Origin of the sequence: Halomonas sp. NCCP-2165 (genome assembly GCF_023708045.1) — a bacterium.
Lineage (GTDB): Bacteria > Pseudomonadota > Gammaproteobacteria > Pseudomonadales > Halomonadaceae > Bisbaumannia > Bisbaumannia pacifica.
In genome coordinates this window covers 21,528-33,893 of the sequence record NZ_BRCY01000033.1, presented here as the reverse complement: position 1 = coordinate 33,893, position 12,366 = coordinate 21,528, and the positions used below count along the sequence as shown (strand labels likewise).

General features: G+C 66.7%; 9 protein-coding genes. 2 read left to right on the top strand and 7 right to left on the bottom strand.

Annotated features, from left to right (window positions below):
* Positions 1-705: 705 nt before the first annotated feature.
* The 3 genes from NFU04_RS14275 to NFU04_RS14265 all read right to left on the bottom strand — a co-directional run bounded on the left by NFU04_RS14275 (position 706) and on the right by NFU04_RS14265 (position 2,868).
* Entirely contained in the window at positions 706-1,182 is a 477-nt protein-coding gene (locus tag NFU04_RS14275) for a regulatory protein RecX (RefSeq protein WP_251310109.1), read from the bottom strand.
* A gap of 3 nt (positions 1,183-1,185) precedes the next feature.
* Positions 1,186-2,253 (bottom strand): recombinase RecA, encoded by a 1,068-nt coding sequence (recA, locus tag NFU04_RS14270; protein ID WP_251310108.1) that lies wholly within the window; start codon positions 2,251-2,253, stop codon positions 1,186-1,188.
* A gap of 96 nt (positions 2,254-2,349) precedes the next feature.
* Entirely contained in the window at positions 2,350-2,868 is a 519-nt protein-coding gene (locus NFU04_RS14265) for a CinA family protein (RefSeq protein WP_251310107.1), read from the bottom strand.
* 102 nt (positions 2,869-2,970) lie between these two features.
* On the opposite strand from NFU04_RS14265, the gene mutS reads away from it, so the two are divergent.
* On the top strand, positions 2,971-5,535 hold the full coding sequence (gene mutS / locus NFU04_RS14260; protein WP_251310106.1) for a DNA mismatch repair protein MutS: 2,565 nt from the start codon (positions 2,971-2,973) through the stop codon (positions 5,533-5,535).
* 240 nt (positions 5,536-5,775) lie between these two features.
* Positions 5,776-6,099 carry a ferredoxin FdxA gene (gene fdxA / locus NFU04_RS14255; protein WP_251310105.1) on the top strand — a complete coding sequence of 108 codons (324 nt, stop codon included), beginning with the start codon at positions 5,776-5,778 and terminating at the stop codon, positions 6,097-6,099.
* Between the two features lie 477 nt (positions 6,100-6,576).
* On the opposite strand, the gene eno is transcribed toward fdxA, so the two are convergent.
* From eno to NFU04_RS14235, 4 genes are all read right to left on the bottom strand, one after another.
* Positions 6,577-7,869, bottom strand: coding sequence for a phosphopyruvate hydratase (eno, locus tag NFU04_RS14250; RefSeq protein WP_251310104.1), 1,293 nt, complete (start codon positions 7,867-7,869; stop codon positions 6,577-6,579).
* A 56-nt stretch (positions 7,870-7,925) separates the two neighbouring features.
* Positions 7,926-8,777: a 3-deoxy-8-phosphooctulonate synthase gene (gene kdsA, locus NFU04_RS14245; RefSeq protein WP_251310103.1), complete on the bottom strand. Its 852-nt coding sequence runs from the start codon at positions 8,775-8,777 to the stop codon at positions 7,926-7,928.
* A gap of 15 nt (positions 8,778-8,792) precedes the next feature.
* Positions 8,793-10,454, bottom strand: a complete 1,662-nt coding sequence (locus NFU04_RS14240) for a CTP synthase (RefSeq protein WP_251310102.1) — start codon at positions 10,452-10,454, stop codon at positions 8,793-8,795.
* A gap of 424 nt (positions 10,455-10,878) precedes the next feature.
* On the bottom strand, positions 10,879-12,297 hold the full coding sequence (locus tag NFU04_RS14235; protein ID WP_251310101.1) for an FAD-dependent oxidoreductase: 1,419 nt from the start codon (positions 12,295-12,297) through the stop codon (positions 10,879-10,881).
* Positions 12,298-12,366: the final 69 nt, after the last annotated feature.

Below are 12,366 nucleotides of genomic sequence, written 5' to 3'. Positions count from 1 at the left end.
ACCAGCAGGGCTCGACCATGAGGAGTGAGACGGGCATTCTTATGGGTGTTCATCCGGGCCTCCTGGAGGTTGGTTTGGTTCGCACCCCCAGTTTTCCGGGTCGGCTCCGGATGAACAACCTACAGAGAGATCACACCTAGACGCTGGGACGAGGCCACAGCGGGGCTAACTAGCGAAGCGACGTCGCCAGGACGCTGACGAGAAGCGAGCGACTAGCGGGGATCGACAGGGATGTCGATCTAGGGTCGGCGAGAGGGACCTCGGTCCGGCCCGACGCGTCAGTCGCGAGCGCAGCGTCAGGGTTTCGTCCTGGTGAGGAGCGAGTCAGTTAGCCCTGCGAGCGACGGGTGGCATCTCTAGCCACATGGCTTCACTTTAGGTATTGAGGCTCGGGGCTAACCTGGGGACAGGCCTTCGCAAAGACGCTGTAAACCCCTCCCTGGGCGCTCGACTTTTTCCTGCGGTGCTTTCGCATCCTGCTCCGCTTGCAGGGCCGGAGTAGGCCATCCATGGCCTACCCGTTCGGAGACATGCTCCTCACCCCTGAAAAAGACGCTTTGCTCCGACCTGCCCCCAGCGCCCCTTGGCCACTTATACATGGTGACTCGCTCACCACATCGTCTCGCCAGGCCGTTTCGAGGGCGTGACGCACCTGGTCGAAACTGAAACCGCGGGTCGGATAGAGCGCAGGAAACGCCTGAGCGTTTACTCTTCCTCGCTCCAGGCCGTCTCCAAGGCATAACGCACCTGGTCGTAACTGAAGCCGCGCCCGGCCAGGAAACGCTCCTGGCGGGCCCGCTCCCTGGGAGTCGTGGCGGGGGCGGCGAAGCGTCGGCCCAGGGTCTCGGCGGCCAGGGCAAACCAGTCGAGCTCGCCACCGGCCTCGGCCTCCCTGAGGAGCGTATCGATGGCCTCCCGGGAGAGCCCCCGCTGGCCCAGGTCGGCGCGCACCTTCAGCGGCCCCTGGCCACGAGCCAGCCGCGAGCGCAGGAAGGCCTCGGCGAAGCGGGCATCGCTCTGCAGCCCCTGCTCGGCCAGGGCATCCAGGCACTCGCCGATGGCCTCGGCAGAGTGCCCCTTGCTGGCCAGGCGCCCCTCCAGCTCGTGGCGCGAGTAGTCGCGCCGGGCCAGCAGGCGGATGGCATCCTCCCGGGGGGAAACAGGCTCGGCATCGCGCCTCATGGCTTAGAGCAGGTCGCCCTCGCCGTCGGCCTGTGGAGCCTCCGCGGATTCGGCCTTTTCCTCCTCCGCCGGCGCCACATTGGCCAGCAACTGGGCACGAATCTGGCTTTCGATCTCCTCCATGATGGCCGGATTCTCCTCCAGGTACTGGGCGGCATTGGCCTTGCCCTGGCCGATCTTGCTGCCCTGGTAGCTGTACCAGGCGCCGGCCTTGCTCACCAGGCCACACTGCACGCCCAGGTCGATCACCTCGCCGGCATGGTAGATGCCCTTGCCATAGAGGATCTGGAACTCCGCCTGACGGAAGGGCGGCGCCACCTTGTTCTTGACCACCTTGACCCGGGTCTCGTTGCCGACCACCTCGTCGCCCTGCTTCACCGAGCCGGTGCGACGGATATCCAGGCGCACGCTGGCGTAGAACTTCAGGGCGTTACCGCCGGTGGTGGTCTCGGGACTGCCGAACATCACGCCGATCTTCATGCGGATCTGGTTGATGAAGACCACCATGCAATTGGCGTTCTTGATATGCCCGGTGACCTTGCGCAGGGCCTGGGACATCAGGCGTGCCTGCAGGCCGACGTGGGAGTCACCCATCTCGCCCTCGATCTCGGCCCGCGGGGTCAGCGCCGCCACCGAGTCGATGATGATGACGTCGACGCCACCGGAGCGCACCAGCATGTCGCAGATCTCCAGCGCCTGCTCGCCGGTATCCGGCTGGGAGACCAGGAGGTCATCCAGGTTGACGCCGAGCTTTTCGGCATAGCTGGGATCGAGGGCGTGCTCGGCATCGATAAAGGCACAGGTCTTGCCCTGTTTCTGGGCCTGGGCGATCACCGACAGGGTCAGGGTGGTCTTGCCCGAGGACTCCGGACCGAAGATCTCCACCACCCGGCCGTAGGGCAGGCCGCCGATGCCCAGGGCGATATCCAGCCCCAGGGAGCCGGTGGAGACCGAGGGCATCGTCACCCGCGGGGTGTCACCCAGGCGCATCACGGTGCCCTTGCCGAACTGCCGCTCGATCTGACTGAGGGCGGCACTCAACGCCTTGGAACGGTTGTCATCCTGAGCCATGGAGGTCTCCTTGGGATCGGTTGGGGCGACGCCCGGAGCGACGCCGCCAATTACTGTATGGTTGCCCAGTAGTATGGCGAAAAAATCGGCCCGCGCCTACTCCTCGAAGGCCTCGAGTCGTTGAATCAGTCCGATCAAGGCGATACGTACCGCCTGCTCGCGCACCGCCCGACGGTCGCCGGGAAGGTGATGGCGCTCGGCCTGCTGGGCCTCGGCATCACCCCAGGCGAACCAGACGGTGCCCACCGGCTTGTCGGCGCTGCCGCCGCCGGGGCCGGCCACTCCGCTGATGGCCACGCCGAGTCCGGCACCGCTATCGCGACAGGCGCCGGCCACCATGGCCTCCACCACCTCGCGACTCACGGCGCCGTGCTCGACCAGCAGCCTGTCGGGCACCCCGAGCAGCCGCGTCTTGGCACCGTTGGCATAGGTGACATAACCGGTCTCGAAGTAGTCGGAGCTGCCGGCCACCGCGGTAATGGCACTGGCCACGCCGCCGCCGGTGCAGGACTCGGCGCAGGTCACGGCGATGCCCCGGGCGCGGCACAGCCGCCCCAGGCGCTCGCTCAGGGTGAGCAGGTCGAGGTTGGCGAGGTAGCGCCCTTGCTCGGACATGGGACCTCCTGATTCGGATGCGATCGCTCCTGACGGAGCCACTGCCTGGGCGTTAGAATACTGCCTTTTGCCAGCCAGTGCAGAGCCTCAACAGGATCCCCGATGTCACAGGCCACTCCCACCCATACGCCGATGATGCAGCAGTTCCTGAAGATCAAGCGCGATCACCCCGATGTGCTGCTCTTCTACCGCATGGGCGATTTCTATGAGCTCTTCTATGAGGATGCCAAGCGCGCCGCGGCGCTGCTCGATATCACCCTGACCCAGCGCGGCCAGTCCGCCGGAGCGCCGATCCCCATGGCCGGGGTGCCCTACCATAGCGCCGAGAGCTACCTGGCGCGCCTGGTGGGTGCCGGCGAGTCGGTGGCGATCTGCGAACAGATCGGCGACCCGGCCACCAGCAAGGGGCCGGTGGAGCGCCGGGTGGTGCGCATCGTCACGCCGGGCACCCTCTATGACGAGGCCCTGCTGGACGCCCGCCGCGACAACCTGCTGCTGGCCCTGCACCCGCACCAGGGCACTTGGGGCCTGGCCTGGCTGGAGCTCTCCAGCGGTCGCTTCGGGGTACTGGAGGTCGAAGGCGAGGGCGAGATGCTCGCCGAGCTCCAGCGCCTCGACCCGGCGGAGGTGCTGGCGGGCGAGGACCTGGAGCTGCCGCCCCAGCTGGCGGAGCGCCGTGGCCTGCGCCGCCAGAGCGCCTGGCTCTTCGACGCCGAGAGCGCCCGGCGCATCCTCTGCGACCAGTTCGGCGTCCAGGACCTGCGCGGCTTCGGCTGCGCCCACCTGGAGACCGCCCTCACCGCCGCCGGGGTGCTGATCGACTATGCCCGGGACACCCAGCGCTCGCGGCTGCCCCATGTCACCGCCATCGGCGTGGAGAGCCGCGATGACGCCGTGGTGATCGACGCCGCCAGCCGCCGCAACCTGGAGATCGATATCAATCTCGGCGGCGGCGCCGACAACACCCTGGCCAGCGTGCTGGACACCACCACCACCGCCATGGGCTCGCGGCTGCTCAAGCGCTGGCTCAACCGCCCGCTGCGCGACGCCACCCTGGTCACCCAACGCCAGACCGCGGTGACCCTGCTGCTGGAGGCCGAGGGCTATAACGAGCTGCGCGAGGCGCTCAAGCCGATCGGCGACTGCGAGCGCATCCTCGCCCGGGTGGCCCTCTACAGCGCCCGCCCCCGGGACCTGGCGCGCCTGCGCGACGCCCTGATCGCCCTGCCGGAGCTGGCCGCGGCCCTGGCCGACTACCCGGAAGGCTCCAGCCTGGACGAACTGAAGCGCCAGATTCGCCCCTACCCGGAGCTCGCCGACACCCTCGGCCGGGCCCTGGTGGAGAACCCGCCGGTGGTAATCCGCGACGGCGGGGTGATCGCCGAGGGCTTCGATACCGAGCTCGACGAGCACCGCGGCCTGGCCGAACACGCCGGCGACTACCTGGTGCGGCTGGAGGCCCGGGAGCGGGAGCGCACCGGCCTGCCCGGCCTCAAGGTGGGCTACAACCGGGTCCACGGCTACTACATCGAGATTCCCCGCGCCCAGGCCAAGGAGGCCCCGGCGGACTATATCCGCCGCCAGACCCTGAAGAACGCCGAGCGCTTTATCATCCCCGAGCTCAAGGAGTTCGAGGACAAGGCACTCTCCGCCAAGTCCCGGGCCCTGGCCCGGGAGAAGCTGCTCTATGACGGCCTGCTCGATACCCTCAATGCCGAACTGGAGGCCCTTCAGGCCACCAGCCGCGCCCTGGCCGGCCTGGACGTCCTGGCCGCCTTCGCCGAGCGGGCCGAGGCCCTGGACTTCACCCGCCCAACCCTGGAGGCCGCCCCGGGCCTGGAGATCCGCGGTGGACGCCACCCGGTGGTGGAGCAAGTCAGCGACGGCCCCTTCGTGCCCAATGACCTGATCATGGACGACGCGCGCCGCATGCTGGTGATCACCGGCCCCAACATGGGCGGCAAGTCCACCTACATGCGCCAGGCGGCGCTGATCGCCCTGCTCGCCTACACCGGCAGCTTCGTGCCGGCGACCGCGGCGCGGCTCGGCCCGGTGGATCGCATCTTCACCCGCATCGGCTCCTCCGATGACCTGGCCGGCGGGCGCTCCACCTTTATGGTGGAAATGACCGAGACCGCCAATATCCTCCATAACGCCAGCGACCAGAGCCTGGTGCTGATGGACGAGATCGGCCGCGGCACCAGCACCTTCGACGGCCTGTCGCTGGCCTGGGCCAGCGCCGAGCACCTGACCCGTACCCGTGCCTTCACTCTTTTCGCCACCCACTACTTCGAGATGACGGCACTGGCGGAGCAGGCCGAGGGGGTCGCCAACGTCCACCTGACGGCGGCGGAGCACAAGGACGGCATCGTCTTTATGCACCGGGTGGAGGATGGACCGGCCAGCCAGAGCTATGGCCTGCAGGTGGCCCAGTTGGCCGGGGTGCCCCAGGGGGTGATCCGGCGGGCCCGGGAGAAGCTCGCCCAGTTGGAGCAGCAGGAGGTGGACCAGCCCCGCCCCGCCGCCGGTGGCGCCGCTCCGCTGCAGAACGACCTCTTCGCCAGCGCCCCCCACCCGCTGGTGGAGGCCCTGGAGGGGCTGGACGTGGACGATCTCAGCCCCCGCCAGGCCCTGGAGCTGCTATATCAGTGGAAGAAGCGCCTCTAGCCGGTGGCGCGACCGGGGAGCCCCGGGGCAAACGACGCGCCCTCAGGCCCGAGAGCAGAGGGCATGCTCGACGCGATCGTCCAGTCAGCCGCCTGACGCGGCTTGCTGGCCCGGAAAGACGCCTCTAGAATAGGGCGCCATTAGAATGGCGACTTATAATAGGGACGCCGCTTATAACATTATTCATTACCGCCTCGGTGGCCATGCGACCGCCGAGCCCCAACCGACCGAGGGGAACCCATGACATTCGTCGTCACCGAAAACTGCATCAAGTGCAAGTACACCGACTGCGTCGAAGTCTGCCCGGTGGACTGCTTCTATGAAGGCCCCAACTTCCTGGTGATTCACCCCGACGAGTGCATCGACTGCGCCCTGTGCGAGCCGGAGTGCCCCGCCGAGGCGATCTTCTCCGAGGACGAGCTACCGGATGGCCAGCAGGCCTTTATCGAACTCAACGCGGAGCTCGCCGAGGTCTGGCCGAATATCGCCGAGAAGAAGGATCCGCTGCCCGACGCCGAGGCCTGGGATGGCAAGGAAGGCAAGCTGGAGCTGCTGGAGCGCTAAACTCAGGCCCACGGCCCCAGTGCCGTACGACGCAAGACGCCGACCCCCAGGGTCGGCGTCTTGCGTTGGCCCCCATGGCGCGGGCACAAAAAAGGCGGCCCGAAGGCCGCCCGCTCCTAGCATGTCCTTGAACCGCTCCATCGGCTCGACTCCCTAGGTGACATCCCTGCCGGGAAACCTTGTCCCTTGTGTACCCGGCGCACCCGACTAGCATCCCGTGGCATCCTGCCGGAAAAGCACTCCCCGCTTTTCCAAATCCCGAGTTCATTGTGGCAGCTCCGGCGCACATCTCAAGGTTCCCAGACGACCACGGCCGCCCTGGAGGCGGCCGCGACGCTGAGAAAAAAACAACCAAAAATCAAATAATTGGCACTTATTTCACGATATCGGAATGATCACAACTTGATCAACCAGGGCGACTTCCTCGCCCTCGTGTAAGCAATTTCCTACACGAAATGTCGCCCTGGATGACACGCCTTACTGCCCCTTGATGGCGGAACGGCCCGGGTAGGCGGCCGCCTCGCCCAGCTGCTGTTCGATCACCAGCAGGCGGTTGTACTTGGCGACCCGGTCGCTACGGCACAGGGAGCCGGTCTTGATCTGGCCCGCGGAGGTGGCCACCGCCAGATCGGCGATGGTGGTGTCCTCGGTCTCGCCGCTGCGGTGGGAGATCACCGCGGTGAAGCCGGCGTCCTGGGCCATCTTGATGGCATCCAGGGTCTCGGAGAGGGAGCCGATCTGGTTGAACTTGATCAGGATGGAGTTGCCGATCTGTTCGTCGATGCCGCGCTTGAGGATCCTGGTGTTGGTGACGAAGAGGTCGTCGCCCACCAGTTGCACCTTGTCGCCCAGCTTGTCGGTCAGCGCCTTCCAACCGGCCCAGTCGGACTCGTCCATGCCGTCCTCGATGGAGACGATGGGGTACGCCTCGCACAGCTCGGCCAGGTAGTCGACGAAGCCCGCGGCATCATAGGACTTGCCCTCGCCGGCGAGGTTGTACTGGCCGTCCTTATAGAACTCGGAGGAGGCGCAGTCGAGTGCCAGGGTAACGTCCTGGCCCAGACGGTAGCCGGCGTCTTCCACGGCCTGCCGGATCACCGCCAGGGCCTCGGCGTTGGAGGCCAGGTTGGGGGCGAAGCCGCCCTCGTCACCCACCGAGGTGGCGAGGCCACGAGCACTCAGCACCTTCTTCAGGGCGTGGAAGATCTCGGCGCCCATGCGCAGCGCCTCGCGGAAGTTCGCGGCACCCACCGGCTGCACCATGAACTCCTGGATATCGACATTGTTGTCGGCATGCTCGCCGCCGTTGAGGATGTTCATCATCGGCACCGGCATATTGAACTGCCCCGGCCGACCATAGAGCTCGGCGATATGCGCGTAGAGCTCCACGCCCTTGGCGGCGGCGGCGGCCTTGGCGGCGGCCAGCGATACCGCCAGGATGGCGTTGGCCCCCAGGGTCGCCTTGTTGTCGGTGCCGTCCAGCTCGAGCATGGCGTTATCCAGGGCGCGCTGATCCTCGGCATCCAGGCCCACCAGGCGCTCACGGATGGCGTCATTCACGGCGTCCACGGCCTTGAGCACGCCCTTGCCCAGATAGCGGGCCTTGTCACCGTCGCGCAGCTCCAGGGCCTCGCGGGAACCGGTGGAGGCGCCGCTGGGGGCACAGGCCACGCCCTTGGCGCCGCCATCAAGGAAGACCTCGGCCTGCACGGTGGGATTGCCGCGGGAGTCGAGTACCTCGAGGGCGCGAATGTCGACGATCTTGGTCATAGGTTTTTCGTCCTTAGTGAGTCAGCGTTGATTGAGTCGGTAGGTCACGGCTCCGCTCAGGATATCTCCAGGGCCGGGAAGCCCTTGACCAGCTCATCGAGGGCCTTGAGCTGGGTCAGGAAGGGGGCGAGGCGATCCAGCGGCAGGGCGCAGGGACCATCGCACTTGGCGTGATCCGGATCGGGGTGAGCCTCGAGGAAGATCCCCGCCAGGCCCACGGCGACCCCGGCCCGGGCCAGCTCGCCCACCTGCTGGCGGCGACCATCGGCGCTGTCGGAGCGCCCCCCGGGGCGCTGCAGGGCGTGGGTCACGTCGAAGAAGAGCGGGTAACCGGTCTGCTTCATCTCGCCGAAGCCGAGCATGTCCACCACCAGGTTGTTGTAGCCGAAGCTGGAGCCCCGCTCGCAGAGGATCAGCCGATCGTTGCCGGCCTCCTCGCACTTGCGAATGATATGGCGCATCTCATGGGGCGCCAGGAACTGCGGCTTCTTGATATTGATCACCGCGCCGGTCTCGGCCATGGCCACCACCAGGTCGGTCTGGCGGGCCAGGAAGGCGGGCAGCTGAATGATATCGGCCACCTCGGCGGCGGGGGCCGCCTGCCAGGGCTCGTGCACGTCGGTGAGGATCGGCACGTCGAAGCGCGCCTTCACCTCGGCGAGGATCTCCAGTCCCTGCTCCAGGCCGGGGCCACGGAAGGAGTGGATGGAACTGCGATTGGCCTTGTCGAAGCTGGCCTTGAAGACATAGGGGATGCCGAGACGGGAGGTGACCTCCACATAGGCCTCGGCGACCTCCAGGGCCAGCTCGCGGGATTCCAGGACATTCATGCCGCCGAACAGCGTCAGCGGCAGGTCATTGCCGGTCCGCAGACCGGCAAACTCGAGGGTTTTCTGCGCTACGGCCATGGGGGCTCCTCCGCCTTAGCCTTGCGGTTGGGCCTGGGCCTGCTGGCGGGCCCGCACGTTCTTGTGCTCCAGGGCCGCGTTGACGAAGCCACTGAACAGCGGATGGCCATCGCGCGGCGTAGAGGTAAACTCCGGGTGGAACTGGCAGGCGACGTACCAGGGGTGATCGGGCAGTTCGACCATCTCCACCAGGGAGTTGTCGACGCTCTTGCCGGAGACCACCAGGCCGGCCTTCTCCAGGTCGGCCACGAACTGGTCGTTGACCTCATAGCGGTGACGATGGCGCTCGACGATCTCGTCGTTGCCATAGGCCTCGCGGGCCTTGGTGCCGGCCTCGAGGCGGCACACCTGACCACCCAGGCGCATGGTGCCGCCCAGGTCGGAGGCGGCGTCGCGCAGCTCGATCTTGCCCTCCGGGGAGAGCCATTCGGTGATCAGGCCCACCACCGGGTGCTGGGTGTCGTGGGTGAACTCGGTGGAGTTGGCATCGTCCCAGCCCACCACATGGCGGGCGAACTCGATCACCGCCACCTGCATGCCCAGGCAGATGCCCAGGTAGGGGATCTTGTTCTCGCGGGCGAAGCGGGCGGTGGCGATCTTGCCCTCCACGCCGCGCTCGCCGAAGCCGCCGGGCACCAGGATGGCGTCCTTGTCGGCCAGGCGGTCGGTGCCGTTGCGCTCGATCTCCTCGGAGTCGATATAGTCGACGTTGACCTTGACCCGCCCCTGGATGCCGGCGTGAATCAGCGCCTCGTTCAGCGACTTGTAGGCGTCGAGCAGCTCCATGTACTTGCCGACCATGGCGATATTGACCGACTTCAGGGGGTTGAGCTTGGCATCGAGCACCCGCACCCACTCGCCCAGGTCGGCTTCACCGGCCTCCAGGCGCAGCTTGTCGCAGACGATCTCGTCGAGGCCATGCTCGTGGAGCATCAGCGGGATGCGGTAGATGGTGTCGGCGTCCTGCAGGGGCACCACGGCGCGCTCTTCGACGTTGGTGAAAAGCGCGATCTTGCGGCGCTCACTGGCCTCCAGCTCCACCTCGCTGCGACAGATCAGGATATCCGGCTGGATACCGATGGAGCGCAGTTCCTTGACGCTGTGCTGGGTCGGCTTGGTCTTGGTCTCGCCGGCGGTCTTGATGTAGGGCACCAGGGTCAGGTGCATGAAGATCGCCCGGTTACCCCCCAGCTCACTGCGAATCTGGCGGATCGATTCCAGGAAGGGCAGCGACTCGATATCGCCCACGGTGCCGCCGATCTCGACCAGGGCCACGTCGTAGCCTTCGCTGCCGGCGTAGACCCGGCGCTTGATCTCGTCGGTGATATGCGGAATCACCTGCACGGTACCGCCCAGGTAGTCGCCGCGGCGCTCCTTGCGCAGCACGTGCTCGTAGACGCGCCCCGTGGTGAAGTTGTTGCCCTGGGTCATCTTGCTACGAATGAAGCGCTCGTAGTGGCCCAGGTCGAGGTCGGTTTCGGCGCCATCTTCGGTGACGAACACCTCGCCGTGCTGGAAGGGGCTCATGGTGCCCGGGTCCACATTGATGTAGGGATCCAGCTTGAGAATGGTGACCTTGAGGCCACGGGCCTCGAGAATCGCCGCCAGCGAAGCCGACGCAATGCCCTTGCCGAGTGAGGACACAACGCCGCCGGTCACGAAGATATATCGTGTCATGGAGAACCTGTCGAAACGTGATCGGAAGGCTCGGCAGGAAGCCGCGCCAGGATGGGACGACAGAATAGCAGAGTGCGACCAATGGCTCAATTTTGACCGCCTTCCGCCAGCTGCGCTTACCAAAGCGGGAATGGCTGAGGGGCGCTGAGGGCAGGTCGGAGCAAAGCGTCTTTTTCAGGGACGAAAAAGTCGAGCGCCCAGGGACGGGTTCACAGCGTCTTTGCGAAGTGCCTGCCCTCAGGGTAGCCCCGGGCCTCCGGCAACAGATAGAGTTAGCGGTCGGCCAGCCCCTCAGCCATTCCAGCAGTGGTGACCCAGCGACTCAGCCGGCCTCGATGCGCGGGGCGGTGCGGGGCTGGCGAGGAGCGAGTCAGTCAGCCCCGCACCTACCAGCCCCGTTCCACACTCCAGCCAGTCGAACGGCTTACACCTCCAGGTAGTCGAGGATGCCCTCGGCGGCCTGGCGCCCCTCGTAGATGGCGGTGACCACCAGGTCGGAGCCGCGCACCATATCGCCACCGGCGAAGATCTTCTCGTTGGTGGTCTGGAAGGGGTAGGCGCCCTGCTCGGGAGCCTTGACCCGGCCCCGCTCGTCCACCTCGATACCGAAATCGGCGAACCAGGGCGCCGGGCTCGGCTGGAAGCCGAAGGCGATCACCACCGCATCGGCGGGCAGCACCTCCTCGGAGCCCGGCACCACCTCGGGGCGCTGGCGACCGTTCTCGTCCGGCTCGCCCAGGCGGGTGCGCACCACCTTGACGCCCTCGACCTTCTCCTCGCCCACCACGGCCACCGGCTGACGGTTGAAGAGGAAGTCCACCCCCTCCTCCCGGGCATTGGTCACCTCGCGCTTGGAGCCCGGCATGTTCTCCTCGTCGCGGCGATAGGCGCAGGACACGCTGGCCGCGCCCTGGCGAATGGCGGTGCGGTTGCAGTCCATGGCGGTATCGCCGCCGCCCAGTACCACCACCTTCTGCCCTTCCAGGGAGACGAAGTCGGCGGGATCCTTCTCGAAGCCCAGGCAGTGGTTGACGTTGGCGATCAGGTAGTCGAGGGCCTTGTGGACCCCGGGCAGGTTCTCGCCGGGGAAGCCCCCTTCCATGTACTTGTAGGTGCCCATGCCCAGGAAGACGGCGTCATACTCCTCGAGCAGGGTCTCGAAGGCCACGTCCTTGCCCACCTCGACGCCGAGGCGGAACTCCATGCCCATCTCCTCGAAGACCGCCCGGCGGCGCTCCATGACGTGCTTCTCAAGCTTGAACTCGGGGATGCCGAAGGTCAGCAGGCCGCCGATCTCCGGGTACTTGTCGAAGAGCACCGGAGTGACGCCGTTGCGCACCAGGATATCGGCGCAGCCGAGCCCCGCCGGGCCGGCGCCGATGATGGCCACCCGCTTGTCGGTGCGGGTCACCCGGGACATGTCCGGGCGCCAGCCCATGGCGAAGGCGGTATCGGTGATGTACTTCTCCACCGAACCGATGGTCACCGCGCCGAAGCCGTCATTCAGGGTGCAGTCACCCTCGCAGAGGCGATCCTGGGGACACACCCGGCCACACACCTCGGGCAGCGAGTTGGTCTGGTGGGAGAGCTCGGCGGCCTCGAGGATATTGCCCTCGGCCACCAGCTTCAGCCAGTTGGGAATGTAGTTGTGGACCGGGCACTTCCACTCGCAGTAGGGGTTGCCGCAGGCCAGGCAGCGGTGCGCCTGACCCGCCGCTTCCTGGGGCTTGAAGGGCTCGTAGATCTCGGCGAACTCCTTGGCCCGGGTCCGCGCCTCCTTCTTCTGCGGGTCCTGGCGACCCACGTCGATAAACTGAAAATCGTTGCTCAAACGGTTAGCCATGGTCTCTGCTCCTAGTCTCTGCGTGGCGATCTCGTCGGCGCCGGCCGGGCCCTGCCCTGGGCCGGCGCC